This is a genomic window from Streptomyces sp. JLYT201, assembly GCF_059448825.1.
This window is the reverse complement of record NZ_CM182551.1, coordinates 3224378-3240659: the sequence shown is the minus strand read 5'-3', so window position 1 is coordinate 3240659 and position 16282 is coordinate 3224378. Positions and strand designations below refer to the sequence as shown.

Below are 16282 nucleotides of genomic sequence, written 5' to 3'. Positions count from 1 at the left end.
GGCGGTCCTTACCCACGCCGGCGCCGGTAAGGACCGCCGGACCCGCACCACTCACCACACGGGGGAACCGAACCATGCGCCACAGCACCCAGCGCGCCCTGACCGCCGCGGCCGTCGTCGCGGCGGTCACGGCGGCCGCCCTGCCCGCGGCCTTCGCGGCGCCCGCCGCGCCCCGCACGGTCGGCGTGAGCGTCACGCCCGGCGGCACGGCGGGCAACGCGGCCGCCTCGGCCGCGGTGATCAGCCGCGACGGCAAGGTCGTCGCCTTCGACTCGGAGGCGAGCGACCTGGTGGCCGGTGACACCAACGGCCGCTCCGACGTGTTCGTCCGCACCCTGGCCACCGGACGGACGGAGCGCGTCGCCCTCCCCGGCCGCCAGCTCCGCAGCCCCTCGCTCAGCGGCGACGGCCGCTACGTCGCCGTCATCACCGCCCCGGCCGACGACTACGGCGCGTCCGACGTCCGCCTGTACGACCGCAGCACGAAGAAGTTCCAGCGCCTCGACGTGGAGCTGCCGGACGGCTTCGACGGCAAGGGCGCGGGCACCGTCGCCCTCACCCCGAACGCCCGCTACGCCGTCTTCGACACCCGCAAGCGCGAGGGCTCCGACGGCCAGGTCGTGTTCCTGCGCGACCGCGAGAAGAAGACCACGGAGCGCATCAGCCACCCCAACTCCGGCTGGGAGCCGCGCTCCGCGCACACCCCGACGGTCAGCGACGACGGCCGCAAGGTCGTCTACGCGCACAACTACACCAACGGCCCGCGGGGCGACGACTGGAGCGACGTCTGGCTGCGCGACCGCACCACCGGACGCCTGACGCAGATCGACCGCTCCCACGACGGCTCCCAGACCGAGAAGGAGTCCCTCGAACCGTCCCTCAGCGGCGACGGCCGCACGGTCGTCTTCGAGTCCCGCGACACCCACCTCGTGCCGAACGACGACGACAAGGCCTGGAACGTCTTCGTCCACGACCTCGCCACCGGCAAGAACCGGCGTATCCACGGCACCCAGGGCGGCCCCGGCGCGGCCTACACCCGCGCCCCCGCCATCAGCGCCGACGGCCGCCGCCTCACCTATATGACGGAGGTGCGGGAGCCCGGCAGCCGCTACGGCACCGAACAGCCCGTCTACGTACGGGACCTGAAGACCGGCAGGACCGCCCTCGTCACCCCCGACGCCACCGGCGGCACCGCCTCGGCCAAGGCGGTCCCGGGCGCGATCTCGGCGAACGGCAAGCGCGTCGCGTTCCTGTCGGCGGACGCGGGCCTGCTGCCGGGCGACACCAACGACGGCTACGACGCGTTCGTGCGCCACCTCGGCTGACGGCGGCGCCGCGCCCGAACGGTCGCCCGCATGGTGAGACGGCCGTTCAGGCGCGGCGCGGGGTGTGGCAGGCTGACCCCATGCTTACCGCCGTGATTATGGGCAGCAGGCGCGCCGGTCCGCAGTGACCGCGCCCGTACGACCGTACGGGGCGGCACCGTCCTCGACCCGCGCGCAGACCTCTCGCACCCGCGAGGGGTCTTTTCGTTTTCCGGCCCACCCCAGCCGGAGGAACAGGGCGCGGGGGATCATGAGGGTGGTGGAGCCGGTCATCCGGTAGACCGAGATCCGACACAGGAGCCAGAGAGATGACGACGGAAACCAGCAGCCCCGACGATTCGTTCCACGTGTTCGACACCACGCTGCGCGACGGCGCGCAGCGCGAGGGCATCAATCTGACCGTCGCGGACAAGCTGACCATCGCCCGGCATCTGGACGACTTCGGCGTGGGCTTCATCGAGGGCGGCTGGCCCGGCGCCAACCCGCGCGACACCGAGTTCTTCGCCCGCGCCAAGGACGAGGTCACCTTCAAGAACGCGCAGCTCGTCGCGTTCGGCGCCACCCGGCGCGCGGGCGGCAGAGCCGCCGAGGACCCCCAGGTCAAAGCGCTCCTGGAGTCCGGCGCCCCGGTGATCACGCTGGTCGCCAAGGCACACGACCGGCACGTCGAACTCGCCCTGCGCACCACGCTCGACGAGAACGTGGAGATGGTCCGCGACACCGTCTCCCACCTGCGCGCGCAGGGCCGCCGCGTCTTCGTCGACTGCGAGCACTTCTTCGACGGCTACCGCGCCAACCCCGAGTACGCGAAGGCGGTCGTGCGGGCCGCGCACGAGGCGGGCGCGGACGTCGTGGTCCTGTGCGACACCAACGGCGGCATGCTCCCCGCCCAGGTGCAGGCCGTCGTCGCCACCGTCCTCGCCGACACCGGCGCCCGGCTCGGCATCCACGCCCAGGACGACACCGGCTGCGCGGTGGCCAACACCCTCGCGGCCGTCGACGCGGGCGCCACCCACGTCCAGTGCACCGCCAACGGCTACGGCGAGCGCGTCGGCAACGCCAACCTCTTCCCGGTCGTCGCCGCCCTGGAGCTGAAGTACGGCAAACAGGTCCTGCCCGAGGGCGCGCTGCGCGAGATGACCCGGGTCTCGCACGCCATCGCCGAGGTCGTGAACCTCACCCCGGCCACCCACCAGCCCTACGTCGGCGTCTCGGCCTTCGCGCACAAGGCGGGCCTGCACGCCTCCGCGATCAAGGTCGACCCGGACCTCTACCAGCACATCGACCCCGAGCTCGTCGGCAACCGCATCCGCATGCTGGTCTCCGACATGGCGGGCCGCGCCTCCATCGAGCTCAAGGGCAAGGAGCTGGGCGTCGACCTCGGCGGCGACCGCGAACTGGTCGGCCGCGTCGTGGAGCGCGTCAAGGAGCGCGAGCTCAAGGGCTACACGTACGAGGCGGCCGACGCCTCCTTCGAGCTGCTCCTGCGGGCGGAGGCCGAAGGGCGCGCGCGGCGCTACTTCCGCACCGAGTCCTGGCGCGCGATCGTCGAGGACCGGCCCGACGGCTCGCACGCCAACGAGGCCACCGTGAAGGTGTGGGCCAAGGGCGAGCGCATCGTGGCGACGGCGGAGGGCAACGGCCCCGTCAACGCCCTCGACCGGGCCCTGCGCGTCGGCCTGGAGCGGATGTACCCGGAGCTCGCCAAGCTGGAGCTGGTGGACTACAAGGTCCGCATCCTGGAGGGCAAGCACGGCACGTCCTCCACCACCCGCGTGCTCGTCTCCACCACGGACGGCGACGGGGAGTGGTCGACCGTCGGCGTCGCGGACAACGTGATCGCCGCGTCCTGGCAGGCGCTGGAGGACGCGGTCACCTACGGCCTGCTCAGGGCCGGGGTCGAGCCCGCCGAGTAGCCGCGGGGGCACGTTCGCGCCCGGCCTGGGTTAGCGTGAAGTATGAGGCCGACCAGGCAGGCGGCGTCGCGGCTGACCGTCATCCTGTCCGGACTGCTCCTGGCCCTGGGCGCCACGCTCGCGCCCGCGGCCCGGGCCGCCACGGACGTCACGACGGTGGCCGACGCCTTGCGCGAGAACCCGGTGTACGTCGACGGGGCGGCGGCGTCCCAGCTCTCCCGCGCCGACGCCGACGCCCTCGCCGACAAGATCAAGAAGGCCGACAAGCCGGTCTTCGTCGCCGTGCTCCCGGAGTCGTTCCCGAAGCAGGACCTGTTCCGGAACCTGCGGACGGCGACGGGAGTCACGGGCGTGTACGCGATCCGCCTCGGCGACGCCTTCGACGCGAAGGCCGACCGGGCGGCCCTGTCGCGCGACGCCGTGCGGAACCTGACCACGCTCGTCCGGGGCGAGCCCGCGAAACAGCAGCTCGACGACTTCGTGGACCGGGCACTCGCCCAGACGTCGGGCAGCGCGCCCGCCTCCTGGGGCGCCGCGGGCGGCGACGACGGCGCGCCCGTCGGGGCGCTGATCGGCGTCGGCGCGGTGGTCGTCGCGGGCGGCGCGGGCGCCTACGCGGTGGCCCGGAGCCGCCGTCGCAAGCGCGCGGAGGAGGAGCGGGCGGCCCTGGAGAAGCTGCGCGTCGTCGTCGACGAGGACATCACCGCCTTCGGCGAGGAGCTGGACCGGCTCGACTTCCACCCCGCGGAGGCCGGCGCCGACGACGCCATGCGCGCCGACTACGAGCGGGCGCTCGACGCGTACGAGAAGGCGAAGTCCTTCATGGCCGCGGCCGAGCGGCCCGAGCAGGTCAGGGCCGTCACCCAGGCCCTGGAGGACGGCCGCTTCTCGCTCGCCCTGCTCGCCGCGCGCCGCGAGGGCCGCACGCTGCCCGAGCGGCGGCCGCCGTGCTTCTTCGACCCCCGGCACGGGCCCTCCGTGAAGGACGCCGAGTGGACCCCCGCGGGCGGTGCGCCCCGCGAGGTGCCGGTGTGCGCGGCCGACGCGGTGCGCCTGGCCGACGGCGAGGCGCCCATGACCCGCACGGTCACCACCGACACCGGCGACCGCCGCCCCTACTGGGAGGCGGGCCCGGCCTACGGCCCCTGGGCGGGCGGCTACTTCGGCGGCGGCCTGCTCCCGGGCCTCCTGGTCGGCACCCTGCTCGGCTCGGCCCTGTCGTCCCCGGCGTACGCGGCGTCGGCGGGCGTCCCGGCGGCCGACGGCGGCGACGTCACGGGCGCGGACTTCGACGCGGGCGACTTCGGCGGCGGCGACTTCGGGGGCGGCGGGGACTTCGGCGGGGGCGGGGACTTCGGCGGCGGCTTCTAGGGCCGCCCCGTCGGACGGGCCCCCGGGACCGGCCGGGGCGGCGAAGGCCGCCCACCGGCCCCAACGCGACCTTACGAGGCGCTCTTGATCGCCGAGATGTCGAAGGTGAGCTTGATCTTGTCGGAGACCAGTACGCCACCCGTCTCCAGGGCCGCGTTCCACGTCAGGCCCCACTCCGAGCGCAGCAGCTCGGCCTTGCCCTCGAAGCCGACGCGCTGGTTGCCGAACGGGTCCGTGGCCGCGCCGTTGAACTCCAGGTCGATGGTGAGCGGCCGGGTGGTGCCGAGGATGGTCAGGTCACCGGTGACGCGGTAGTCGTCGCCGCCGAGCGCCTCGGCCCCGGTGGAGCGGAAGGTCATCTTCGGGAACTCCTCGGTCTTGAAGAAGTCCGCGCTCTTGAGGTGGCCGTCGCGGTCCGCGTTGCCGGTGTCGATGCTGTCCATCGTCACGTCGATGACGGCCGTCGACTTGGCCGGGTCGGTGCCGTCGAGGTGCAGCGAGCCGCTGAAGTCGAGGAAGGAACCCTTGACGTTCGTGACCATCGCGTGGCGGGCGACGAAGCCGATGCTGCTGTGCGCGGGGTCCAGCTCGTAGTCACCGGTCAGCGCGGCGAGTTCAGGGCTGGGGGCGGCGGGGGCGGCGGCGGGGGTGGCGTTGTCGTTCTTGCGGCCGAAGAGTCCCATGACGTGCTCCTTGGGGGGACGGGCTGCGGATCACGGGGGAGACGCAACCACAAGCGGTTTAATGTTCAACAACATTGACTGTAACGCTGATCGGTTCAATGTTCAACCGTGATCACCGCGTGGTGGCTCGATTACGCCAGGTGTGGGCGCGTGGGGGAGTGGTGCCATGTGTGGCGCCATGAGAGGGGGCGGGCGGGGCGTCCGGCGGGATGCGCGGGGCGTTCGCCGCCATGGCGCAGGCGGGGTGGCGAGGGTGGAAGCGGTGGCCCGACCTGCTGGGGGCGCGGGAATCCGGGGTGGGGGCGTGTCAGGAACTTGCCATGGCGCCATTGTGGTGCCATAGTGATGCCATGAATCTCACGCCGTATGTCGACCAACTCCGTCAGGAGCTCGCGGTCGCCGCCGAGGCCGGTGGTGAGGAGGCTCGCGCGGTCGCCGAGCGTCTGATCGCCCCGCTCGAGTCGGCCACCCGGCTCACGTTGCTGAACGTGCTGTCCGCGGCCATGGACGAGGTTACCCGAGACCTCGCTCCCGGCTCGGTCGACGTGCGCCTGCGGGGGGGTGACCCGGACTTCGTGGTGACGCCGCCGCCCCTGGCCGACGCGTTCGAGGCGCCGGTCATGGAGGCGCCCGTGACGCGCTCCGCGCCCGCCCCCGCGCCCCTGCCCGAGGCCGAGGAGGGCGGCACCGCCCGCATCAACCTCCGGCTGCCGATGCACCTCAAGTCCCAGGCCGAGGAGGCCGCAGCCGCCGAGAGCCTGTCGGTCAACGCCTGGCTGGTCCGCACCGTCGCCGAGGCCCTCAGGCCCAGCGAGAGCCCGCAGCCCCCCGCCCGCGGCGAGGGCGTGGGGAACAGCTTCACCGGCTGGGCCCGCTAGGGCCCGCTCCCCGCCCGGCCCGGACCGCCGCGTCCGGGCCGCCCCGCCGCATCCACCAGGACCGGGACCACGACGACGAGGACAGCCATGCCAACCTTCGACACCGCCAAGCCCATCAACGCCTCAGTGACCATCGAGAGCGGGACGGTGCGGATCATCGCGGGCGACCGCGCCGAGACCGTCGTCGACGTGCGCCCGACCAGCGAGACGCGCGCCGCCGACGTCCGCGCCGCCGAGCGCACCCGGGTGGAGTACACCACCGGCAGGCTCCTGGTGAAGGGCCCCAAGGAGCGCTCCCTCTTCGGCAGGGGCTCCTCGGTCGACGTGGAGGTCGTGCTGCCCGAGGGCTCGGACGTGCACGTCACCACCTCCATGGCCGACTGCACCGTCGAGGGCCGCCTCGGCGAGTGCGAGGTCAAGACGTCCATGGGCGAGATCCGGGTCGTCCGGGCGGCCTCGGTGCGCCTCGACACCGGCCACGGCCGGGTCTACGTGGACCGGACGGACGGCCAGGCCGACGTCACCACGGCCTCCGGCGAGGTGCGGCTCGGCACGATCGGCGGCGCGGCCGTCGTCAAGAACTCCAACGGGTCGACCGAGATCGGCGAGGTCGCCGGCGAGCTGCGGGTCCGCTCCGCCAACGGGGCCATCGTCGTGGCCCGTGCCCGCGCCGACGTCACCGCGAGGACCGCGACCGGCGCCATCGAGATCGGCGAGGTGACGCGCGGCACCGCCGTCCTGGAGACCGGCACCGGCAGGGTCGACATCGGCATCAGCGAGGGCACCGCCGCCTGGCTCGATGTCCAGACCAAGTACGGCTCCGTGCGGCAGTCGCTCGGCTCGTCGGCGGGCCCGGGCGACTCCGGGGAGACCGTGAAGGTGCGCGCGCGCACGGGCCTCGGCGACATCGTGATCCACCGCGCCTGAGGCCCGCGGGAAGGCCCGGGGCGGGCCGTCCGGCCCGGCTCCCCGCTGGCTGGAATCGCGGCGGGGCGTTGTCGGCCCCTGCCAATTCCGCCCCGCCCCGGGTGCCCGGGCCACCCCGCGCCGGATGTGTGGGCTCCGCCCGGAATCACTCATTCCGGGGCCGGAATGTGATCCGAGTCTCATTGGCCACCTTGTGGAATCCCTACAGCCGGATGGGGCCCTGAGCAGTGGCTTCGCCCGCACCGCACAAAACTTCTGTCCGGGGGTGCCAGGAAAACGGTCCCGAGACTGTTCAGAGTCGACGGTCCGTTTTCGCGCGTGCACTTCGTAAGGTCGAGAGCATGACCGTTTTGGACGAAGCTGGATCTTCAGCGGGTGAGCCCACCGACGCGCGGGGCCGAGTGGCCGAATTGGCCGGGATCCGCGCGCAGGCCCTGGCGGGACCGAGCGAGAAGGCGACCGAGGCCCAGCACGCCAAGGGCAAGCTGACGGCACGCGAGCGGATCGCGCTTCTCCTCGACGAGGGTTCGTTCCAGGAGGTCGAGCAGCTGCGCCGGCACCGGGCGACCGGCTTCGGCCTGGAGGCGAAGAAGCCCTACACCGACGGCGTCATCACCGGCTGGGGCACCGTCGAGGGCCGCACGGTCTTCGTGTACGCCCACGACTTCCGGATCTTCGGAGGCGCCCTCGGCGAGGCGCACGCCACCAAGATCCACAAGATCATGGACATGGCCATCGCGGCGGGCGCGCCCCTGGTCTCCCTCAACGACGGCGCGGGCGCCCGCATCCAGGAGGGCGTCTCCGCCCTCGCGGGCTACGGCGGCATCTTCCAGCGCAACACCAAGGCCTCCGGCGTCATCCCGCAGATCAGCGTGATGCTCGGCCCGTGCGCGGGCGGCGCGGCGTACAGCCCCGCCCTCACCGACTTCGTCTTCATGGTCCGCGACACCTCGCAGATGTTCATCACCGGGCCCGACGTGGTCCGCGCGGTGACCGGCGAGGAGATCTCCCAGAACGGCCTGGGCGGCGCCGACGTGCACGCCGAGACCTCCGGCGTCTGCCACTTCGCGTACGACGACGAGGAGACCTGCCTCGCCGAGGTGCGCTACCTCATCGCGATGCTGCCGCAGAACAACCGTGAGAACCCGCCCGTCACCGCCTGCGACGACCCGGCCGACCGCCGCTCCGACGTGCTGCTCGACCTCGTCCCCGCCGACGGGAACCGGCCGTACGACATGACGAAGGTCATCGAGGAGCTCGTCGACGACGGCGACTACCTGGAGGTCCACGAGCGCTGGGCGCGCAACATCATCTGCGCCCTGGCCCGCCTCGACGGCCAGGTCGTCGGCATCGTCGCCAACCAGCCCCAGACCCTCGCGGGCGTCCTCGACATCGAGGCCTCCGAAAAGGCCGCGCGCTTCGTCCAGATGTGCGACGCCTTCAACATCCCGATCGTCACCCTGCTCGACGTGCCCGGCTTCCTGCCCGGCGTCGACCAGGAGCACGGCGGCATCATCCGCCACGGCGCGAAGCTCCTGTACGCGTACTGCAACGCGACCGTGCCCCGCATCTCCCTCATCCTGCGCAAGGCGTACGGCGGCGCGTACATCGTGATGGACAGCCAGTCCATCGGCGCCGACCTCACCTACGCCTGGCCGACGAACGAGATCGCGGTCATGGGCGCCGAGGGCGCGGCCAACGTCATCTTCCGCCGTCAGATCGCCGCCGCCGAGGACCCCGAGGCCATGCGCGCCCGCATGGTCAAGGAGTACAAGGCCGAGCTGATGCACCCGTACTACGCCGCCGAGCGCGGGCTCGTCGACGACGTGATCGACCCGGCCGAGACCCGGTCCGTGCTGATCAACTCGCTCGCGATGCTGCGCAACAAGCACGCCGATCTGCCGTCGCGCAAGCACGGCAATCCGCCGCAGTAGCGCCGCGCCGCCCCCTTCGCTTTCCCACAAGGAGAACGCCGCACATGACTACTCCCGACATCCGCGTCGAGAAGGGCCACGCCGAGCCCGAAGAGGTCGCCGCCCTCACGGCGATCCTGCTGGCCCGGGCCGCCGCCCAGCCCGCCGCCGTTCCCTCCGTGGGCTTCGGCCGTGACAAGGCCGGCTGGCGCCGCCTGGAGCGCACGCCGGGCTTCCGCGCCCCGCACAGCTGGCAGGGCTGAGCCCCGCCGCTCGCCTTCCGCGACACACAAGCCCGTGGGCCCCGTACTCCTTCGAGTACGGGGCCCACGGGCGTCGGTGCGGGGGCCTAGCGGAGGCGGGCCATCAGGGCGTGCTCGACCAGGGTGATCAGCGCGGACTTCGCGTCGGCGCGGTGGCGCGCGTCCGTGGTGATGATGGGCGTGTCCGGGCCGATCTGCAGGGCCTCGCGGACCTCGTCCGGGGTGTACGGCTGGTGTCCGTCGAAGCCGTTGAGGGCGATGACGAAGGGCAGTCCGGAGTTCTCGAAGTAGTCGACGGCGGGGAAGCAGTCGGCGAGCCGCCTCGTGTCGACGAGGACGACCGCTCCGATGGCGCCGCGCACCAGGTCGTCCCACATGAACCAGAAGCGGTCCTGGCCCGGGGTGCCGAACAGATACAGGATCAGGTCCTGGTCGAGCGTGATGCGGCCGAAGTCCATGGCGACCGTCGTGGTCGTCTTGTCGCCGGTGTGCGTCAGGTCGTCGATGCCTGCCGACGCGGACGTCATCACGGCTTCGGTGCGCAGCGGGTTGATCTCCGAGACGGCCCCGACGAATGTGGTCTTGCCCACACCGAAGCCGCCCGCCACCACGATTTTCGCGCTGGTGGTGGAGCGGGCTGTTGCTCCTCCGCTAGAGCTTGCGAAGTCCACTGAGCACCCTTTCGAGCAGTGTCACGTCTGGCTGACCGCCGGCGGACTCGTCCCCGCCGGGCTGATGGATGGCGACGAGACCGGCCTCCGCCAGGTCGGCGACGAGGATCCGGGCTACGCCGAGGGGGATGGAGAGCAGTGCCGAGATCTCGGCGACCGACTTGATCTCGCGGCACAGGTTGCAGATGCGCTGATGCTCGGGCAACTGGCCCTGCAACTGATGCGGTTGTGCGGTGGTGTGCACCAGCGCCTCGATGGCGAGCTGGTACCGCGGCCTGGTGCGGCCGCCGGTCATGGCGTACGGACGCACCAGCGGGTTGGCGGCCGCGGGCGCCGGCTCGGGGGCGCGGCGCTGCGACGGCGCGGGCTGGATGCGCGGCGCGTACGGGCGCTGCTGGTCGTACGCGCCCGGGGCGGGCTGACGGTAGGGCCCCGGCTGGTCGTACGCGCCCGGGGCGGGCTGGTCGTACGGGCCGGGCTGCCGGTACTGCGGCTGACGGCGGTGGCTGGGCGCGGAGGGGAAGTTGTACCGGTTCTGCGAACCGTCACCCTGGCCCTGGCCACGGCCCGAAGGCCAGTTGGCCGAAGACGAACCGTCTGGGGGTGTTGCAGCCACGTACTCCTCCTCCGAAACTGTGCCCGGCGCCATCGCTGTGGAGCCGCGTCCCGAAACCTTACGGCCCCGGGACGCGAATACGCACCGTCTGTCTGTTAGTTGAGCAAGCTCCCCTGAAGCTCCGCGCGCAGGTCCGGAGTGAGGACGGTCCCGGCGCGGTCGACGAGAAGTGCCATCTCGTACCCAATGAGACCGATGTCCGCTTCTGGGTGGGCGAGTACGGCAAGGGAGGACCCGTCGGAGATGGACATGATGAAGAGAAATCCTCGCTCCATCTCCACAACGGTCTGGGTCACCGAGCCGCCCTCGAAGATCCGGGAGGCCCCGGCCGTGAGGGAGGTGAGTCCCGACGCGACCGCGGCGAGCTGATCGGCTCGGTCGCGCGGGAAACCTTCGGACATCGCCAGAAGGAGTCCGTCGGCGGAGACCACCACGGTGTGGGACACCCCGGGGGTGTTCTCCACGAAGTTGGTGATCAACCAGTTCAGGTTCTGCGCCGCCTGGCTCATCGGGCTCACACTAACGCTCCTGGTTGTAGGTGCTATCAGGGCTGAAGCCCTGGCCATTCGTGTCACTGCCCGCGCTGCGGCCCCGCTGGACGCCGCGGCGCAGATTGCTCAGCCTGCCGCGTACTTCCTCGGGGTCGCGGGAGACCTGGGGGCCGCCCTGCGGGGTCTGCTCCGCCGTGCCCTCGACCAGGTTGGCCTTGGGCACCCGCCGCGGAAGACCGGACGGGGTGACCCCGCCCGCCTTGGGCTCCCGCAGCTGCTCGGCGCGGTGCCAGCGCTCGTCGTTGGCCGTGCGCCAGCTGTCCGGCTCGCCGTTCGGGCTCTCGCCGTCGCGGCCCTCTTCGCCCGGTGCGGCGGGGGCGCTTCCGTTGCCGTTCGCCGCCGTGCTGCCCCGGCGCGGCAGGCCCGCGTCGGTCAGCTCGTGACTGGTCGAGGGGGCCGTCTGGGCAGGTCCCGGACGGTCGAAGCCTACGTGCTCGGGCTCGGCCGCGGCAGCCGCCGGAGCCGATTCCGCTTCGGGAGCGTACTCGCCCTGGTAGGGCTCCTGGTAGCCGTCACGCAGCGGCCAGTCGTCCTGGTGGGAACGGGCCGGGTAGGTGGCGAAGGGCTCCTCCTTGCCCCCCGCGGCGGCCTCGTGGCCGCCCTGACCGGGCTCCGCATACGCGCCGTCCGGGTAGCCGTCCTGCGTCGTGTAGTACGCGTCGTCGTAACCGGCCTGTGCGGGCTGCGCGGCCTGGCCCTGCTCGTACGTCGGCTGTCCGTCGTAGCCGGTGTCGTAGCCGGTGTCGTAGCCGCCCTGACTCTGGTCGTAGCCGGACGCCTGCGCGCCGTCGTACGCCTGCTGGGGGTCGTACTGCTCCTCGTAACCGGTCCGGGGCGTCTCGTACGCGCCCTGGTCCTGGTACGCCTGCGGCTGCTCGTACGCCTCCTGGCCACCCTGTGTCTCTTCGGGGTACGGCGGGCGGCCGGACTGGGCCTGTGCCTCCAGGGCCGCGCGGCGCTCCTCGCGGATCAAGGAACGGCCCACCGGGTCGAGCCGGCCGCCCTGCCCCTCGGCGCCGTCGCCGTGGTAGGCGGTGTCGTCGAAGCCCAGCTCGGCGGCCGTGCGCAGCGGCTCGGCGGCCTGCGCCTGCTGCTCGGGGATGATCGAGGAGACCGTGAACTCGTTGTCCTGCGGGTGGAGTTCGCCGCCGCCACCGTGCGTGATGATCTCCGGGAGCATGACGAGCGAGGTGGTGCCCGCCTGCTCGCCCGAGGGGCGCAGCTGGACCCGGATGCCGTGCCGGTCCGACAGACGGCCGACCACGAACAGGCCCATGCGCTGGGAGATCGCGGCGTCCACGGTCGGCGGGTTGGCGAGCCGGTGGTTGATGTCCGCGAAGTCCTCGGCGGTCAGGCCGATGCCCTTGTCGTGGATCTCGATCATCACGCGGCCGTCGGGGAGACGGGTCGCGGTGACCCTGACCTTGGTCTGCGGCGAGGAGAACGTGGTGGCGTTCTCCAGGAGCTCGGCGAGCAGGTGCACGAGGTCGGTCACGGCCAGGCCGTGGATCTCGGCCTCCGGCACGCCCGACAGCTCGATGCGCTCGTACTGCTCCACCTCGGAGGAGGCGGCGCGCAGCACGTCCACCAGCGGCACCGGCTGGTCCCAGCGGCGGCCCGGCTCCTCGCCGGACAGGACGAGGAGGTTCTCGCCGTTGCGCCGCATGCGGGTCGCCAGGTGGTCCAGGCGGAAGAGGCTCTCCAGCTGGTCCGGGTCGGCCTCGTTGTTCTCCAGGTCGGTGATGAGGGTCAGCTGGCCCTCGATCAGCGACTGGTTGCGGCGCGAGAGGTTGGTGAAGATCGCGTTGATGTTGCCGCGCAGCAGGGCCTGCTCGGAGGCGAGCCGGACGGCCTCGCGGTGCACCTGGTCGAAGGCGCGGGCGACCTCGCCGATCTCGTCCGTGCTGGTGATCGGGATCGGCTGGACGCGGGTGTCCACGCGGCCCGGGTCGGTGCGCGAGAGCTGGTCGACCAGCATCGGCAGGCGCTGCTCGGCGATGCCGAAGGCGGCCGTGCGCAGGGAGCGCATCGAGCGGCTCATCTGGCGGGCCATGAGCCCGGCGAGGACGAAGGCGGCGAGCAGGGCGACCACGACGGCGGCACCGGTGATGAAGGCGTCGGTCTTGGCGTCGTCGGCGATGCCGGAGGCCTCGTTCACGGCCTTGTCGGTGAGGTCCGCCTCGATGGTGCGGTACGCGTCGAACTTGGCGGTGGTGGCCGCCCACAGCACCTTGCTGTCGACGCCCTTGGCGGCGAGCGCGACCCGGGAGCTCGGCCGGGTGTCCGGCATGCCCAGGATGAGCTCCAGCATCTTCTCGCCCTGCGGCGGCGGGACGAACTTCTTGCCCGCCGCGCGCGCCTCGGCGGCGCTCTGCTCGGCCTGCTTCGCGGCGTCGGCGATCAGCCGCTTCCTGCCCTCCTCCAGCTTCCGCACGTCCGAGGGCGTGCCGCCGCCGGTGTACTCCTCGATGGCGATGCGCTCGAGGTAGGCGTACGAGGAGAAGGAGACCTTCTGCTTGGTGAAGTCGCCCTGGGTCGGGCCCGGCTTCTCCAGGAGGTGGGTGCCGATGGAGCGCTGCAGCGAGAGCGCGGCCTTCGCCAGGGACACCGCGTAGACGGTGCGGCCGTAGGAGGTGATGTTGCCGGTGCCGAGGCCGAGTTCGTTGGCGAACTCCATCAGCGGGTGCTGGATGGCGACGTAGCCCTCTTCGGTCCGCACACCGGGCAGCTTGCTGGTGTACGCGGCTTGGCGCAGGCCCTCCAGCTTGGGCTCGACCTTCTTGAAGGTCGCGAGTCGGCGCTCCAGGCCCTCCTTCTTCGGCATGTCCTCGGCGGCGTCGGCGAAGACGGCGGCGGCCCGGTCGGTGGCCTTGCGGGCCTTGGCCACGTCCGGGTCGTTCTTCTTGCCGTCGAGCAGGGGCGCGGCGGAGATGTCGCGCTCCTCGATGAGGCGGTTGCCGTAGTCCAGCGAAGCGCGCACCAGACGGGCCGTGGCCTCGGCGTCGCGGGCTTCGTCCCAGGTGTCGATGGCGCCCTTGACCTGGAAGCCGCCCATGACGAGACCCACGAGCACGGGTATGAGGAGGATCGCGTTCAGGCGGGTCGGTACGCGCCAGTTACGGGGCGAGAGCCGCCCGCCGGAGGCGGGCTGTGGCTCGCCACCGGGTACGTCCGCGGACGGCGACGGCGTCGCCGCTCGCGGGGGCGGGGTGAAGTTGCCCCGCGTGTCCCGTTCCGGGGGTGCGGGGCTCGTCTTGCTTCGCCTCACTCGACCAACAACCTCTCGGCGGCGGCTCCCGCGCTGGTGCCGCTGTCGTCTCCAAAGGCCCGTGCTACTGGGCAGTTCAGCGCATTCCAGCACGTCAGGTGGTGCTCCTCCAAACAGTAGGAGCGAAGCGATCCGAGTGGTGCAGGCCTCAGATAAATCGGTCATAAAGAGCGAGCCCCGCCAAAAGGCGGGGCTCTTGTGAGCACAGTGATACCGGCCGACCGCGATGTGTGGCCGCGTCGGCGGAATTCTCTGTCGAAACGTTATGAACACGGCGGCCGTCCGTGTCAAAGGACACAGATCGTTCCGTGCTTTATACGGCAACTTCCGTATGATCCCGCCTACTTGAGTCGTGCCATGAGCGCGTGCTCGACCAGCGTGATCAGGCCACTCTTTGCTTCCGCACGCTGTCGGGCATCTGTCGTGATGATGGGGGTGTCCGGGCCGAGCTGCAGCGCTTCGCGGACTTCGTCGGGGGTGTAGGGCTGCTGGCCGTCGAAGCCGTTGAGGGCGATGACGAAAGGCAGTCCGGAGTTCTCGAAGTAGTCCACAGCGGGAAAACAGTCGGCCAGGCGCCGGGTGTCGACCAGGACGATGGCACCGATCGCGCCGCGCACCAGGTCGTCCCACATGAACCAGAAGCGGTCCTGGCCCGGGGTGCCGAACAGATACAGGATCAGATCCTGGTCAAGGGTGATGCGGCCGAAATCCATCGCCACTGTGGTGGTGGTCTTGTCACCGGTATGCGTGAGGTCGTCAATACCCGCTGACGCGGACGTCATCACCGCTTCGGTGCGCAGCGGATTGATCTCCGAGACCGCGCCGACGAACGTGGTCTTGCCCACGCCGAAGCCGCCCGCCACCACGATCTTGGCCGACGTGGTGGACCGGCCTGTGGCGGCGGAGTCCGCGAAGCCGCCCGCGCTAGAGCTTGCGAAGTCCACTGAGCACCCTTTCGAGCAGAGTCACGTCTGGCTGGCCACCGGTGTTCTCGTCACCGCCGGGCTGGTGGATCGCGACGAGCCCGGCCTCGGCCAGGTCGGCCACCAGGATGCGGGCGACGCCGAGCGGCATCGAGAGCAGCGCCGACACCTCGGCCACCGACTTGACCTCGCGGCACAGGTGGCAGATCCGCTGGTGCTCGGGGAGCAGCCCCATCAGCTGGGCCGGGTCCGCCGTGGTGCTGACCAGCGCCTCGATGGCGAGCTGGTAGCGGGGCCTGGTCCGGCCACCGGTCATGGCGTACGGGCGCACCAGCGGCTGGTCGCCCTCGTAGCCGTATCCGGCTTGGGCGCCGTACGGGTCATGAGAGGCGGTGGGCGGGTTCATGGATCCTCCGGGCGGGACAGCAGTTCGTCTGCGTTCCGTCTGACGTCAGCCTGGTGGGGCATGAGTGGCGGCCGGACGGTGGGTGGTTGCGTACGGATCGGACGTCCCCGGCCTGTGGGGTGGCCGGGGGCTGCGGCGGGCCTGGCCCGCGCGCCGGCTAGTGCAGCAGGCTGCCCTGGAGCTCGGCGCGCAGGTCCGGGGTGAGGACGGTGCCCGCACGGTCGACGAGCAGCGCCATCTCGTACCCGACGAGGCCGATGTCGCACTCCGGGTGCGCGAGCACGGCCAGGGACGAGCCGTCGGAGATGGACATGAGGAACAGGAAGCCGCGCTCCATCTCCACGACGGTCTGCGTGACCGCCCCGCCCTCGAAGATCCGGGAGGCCCCGGCGGTGAGGGAGGTCAGGCCGGAGGCGACGGCCGCGAGCTGGTCGGCGCGGTCGCGCGGGAAGCCCTCGGACATCGCGAGAAGCAGGCCGTCGGCGGAGACCACGACCGTGTGGGACACCCCGGGGGTGTTCTCCACGAAGTTGGTGATCAACCAGTTCAGGTTCTGTGCCGCCTGGCTCAT

General features: G+C 71.6%; 15 protein-coding genes. 7 read left to right on the top strand and 8 right to left on the bottom strand.

Features of this window, described 5'->3' with window-relative positions:
* Nucleotides 1-74 precede the first annotated feature (74 nt).
* From AC5WAM_RS12815 to AC5WAM_RS12805, 3 genes are all read left to right on the top strand, one after another.
* Entirely contained in the window at nucleotides 75-1325 is a 1251-nt protein-coding gene (locus tag AC5WAM_RS12815; protein ID WP_495522654.1) for a TolB family protein, read from the top strand.
* A gap of 308 nt (nucleotides 1326-1633) precedes the next feature.
* Nucleotides 1634-3241, top strand: a complete 1608-nt coding sequence (gene cimA, locus AC5WAM_RS12810) for a citramalate synthase (RefSeq protein ID WP_495522653.1) — start codon at nucleotides 1634-1636, stop codon at nucleotides 3239-3241.
* 42 nt (nucleotides 3242-3283) lie between these two features.
* Nucleotides 3284-4612, top strand: a complete 1329-nt coding sequence (locus tag AC5WAM_RS12805; protein ID WP_495522652.1) for a hypothetical protein — start codon at nucleotides 3284-3286, stop codon at nucleotides 4610-4612.
* Nucleotides 4613-4683: 71 nt separating this feature from the next.
* On the opposite strand, the gene AC5WAM_RS12800 is transcribed toward AC5WAM_RS12805, so the two are convergent.
* A complete protein-coding gene (locus AC5WAM_RS12800) occupies nucleotides 4684-5295 on the bottom strand; it encodes a YceI family protein (RefSeq protein ID WP_366790045.1) in 612 nt (203 codons plus the stop codon).
* A gap of 350 nt (nucleotides 5296-5645) precedes the next feature.
* Here AC5WAM_RS12800 and AC5WAM_RS12795 point away from each other — a divergent pair, with 350 nt between their 5' ends.
* From AC5WAM_RS12795 to AC5WAM_RS12780, 4 genes are all read left to right on the top strand, one after another.
* A complete protein-coding gene (locus tag AC5WAM_RS12795; RefSeq protein ID WP_366790044.1) occupies nucleotides 5646-6173 on the top strand; it encodes a toxin-antitoxin system HicB family antitoxin in 528 nt (175 codons plus the stop codon).
* 87 nt (nucleotides 6174-6260) lie between these two features.
* Nucleotides 6261-7100, top strand: a complete 840-nt coding sequence (locus AC5WAM_RS12790) for a DUF4097 family beta strand repeat-containing protein (RefSeq protein ID WP_366790043.1) — start codon at nucleotides 6261-6263, stop codon at nucleotides 7098-7100.
* Nucleotides 7101-7441: 341 nt separating this feature from the next.
* Nucleotides 7442-9034, top strand: coding sequence for an acyl-CoA carboxylase subunit beta (locus tag AC5WAM_RS12785; protein ID WP_366790042.1), 1593 nt, complete (start codon nucleotides 7442-7444; stop codon nucleotides 9032-9034).
* A 44-nt stretch (nucleotides 9035-9078) separates the two neighbouring features.
* Nucleotides 9079-9276 (top strand): acyl-CoA carboxylase subunit epsilon, encoded by a 198-nt coding sequence (locus AC5WAM_RS12780; RefSeq protein WP_138962012.1) that lies wholly within the window; start codon nucleotides 9079-9081, stop codon nucleotides 9274-9276.
* 86 nt (nucleotides 9277-9362) lie between these two features.
* On the opposite strand, the gene AC5WAM_RS12775 is transcribed toward AC5WAM_RS12780, so the two are convergent.
* From AC5WAM_RS12775 to AC5WAM_RS12745, 7 genes are all read right to left on the bottom strand, one after another.
* Nucleotides 9363-9947, bottom strand: coding sequence for a GTP-binding protein (locus tag AC5WAM_RS12775; protein WP_030361923.1), 585 nt, complete (start codon nucleotides 9945-9947; stop codon nucleotides 9363-9365).
* Nucleotides 9928-10596 carry a DUF742 domain-containing protein gene (locus AC5WAM_RS12770; RefSeq protein WP_495522651.1) on the bottom strand — a complete coding sequence of 223 codons (669 nt, stop codon included), beginning with the start codon at nucleotides 10594-10596 and terminating at the stop codon, nucleotides 9928-9930. The genes AC5WAM_RS12775 and AC5WAM_RS12770 overlap by 20 nt, the downstream gene beginning before the upstream one ends.
* Nucleotides 10597-10658: 62 nt before the next feature.
* Nucleotides 10659-11072: a roadblock/LC7 domain-containing protein gene (locus AC5WAM_RS12765; protein ID WP_030676106.1), complete on the bottom strand. Its 414-nt coding sequence runs from the start codon at nucleotides 11070-11072 to the stop codon at nucleotides 10659-10661.
* Nucleotides 11073-11082: 10 nt separating this feature from the next.
* Nucleotides 11083-14382 carry a nitrate- and nitrite sensing domain-containing protein gene (locus tag AC5WAM_RS12760; RefSeq protein ID WP_495522650.1) on the bottom strand — a complete coding sequence of 1100 codons (3300 nt, stop codon included), beginning with the start codon at nucleotides 14380-14382 and terminating at the stop codon, nucleotides 11083-11085.
* Between the two features lie 341 nt (nucleotides 14383-14723).
* Nucleotides 14724-15326 (bottom strand): GTP-binding protein, encoded by a 603-nt coding sequence (locus tag AC5WAM_RS12755; protein ID WP_495522649.1) that lies wholly within the window; start codon nucleotides 15324-15326, stop codon nucleotides 14724-14726.
* The gene (locus AC5WAM_RS12750) at nucleotides 15307-15711 is read right to left on the bottom strand and encodes a DUF742 domain-containing protein (protein ID WP_030676098.1); all 405 of its coding nucleotides are present in this window, start codon (nucleotides 15709-15711) and stop codon (nucleotides 15307-15309) included. Before AC5WAM_RS12750 ends, AC5WAM_RS12755 begins: the two co-directional genes overlap by 20 nt.
* A 157-nt stretch (nucleotides 15712-15868) precedes the next feature.
* Nucleotides 15869-16282, bottom strand: a complete 414-nt coding sequence (locus AC5WAM_RS12745; RefSeq protein ID WP_030676095.1) for a roadblock/LC7 domain-containing protein — start codon at nucleotides 16280-16282, stop codon at nucleotides 15869-15871.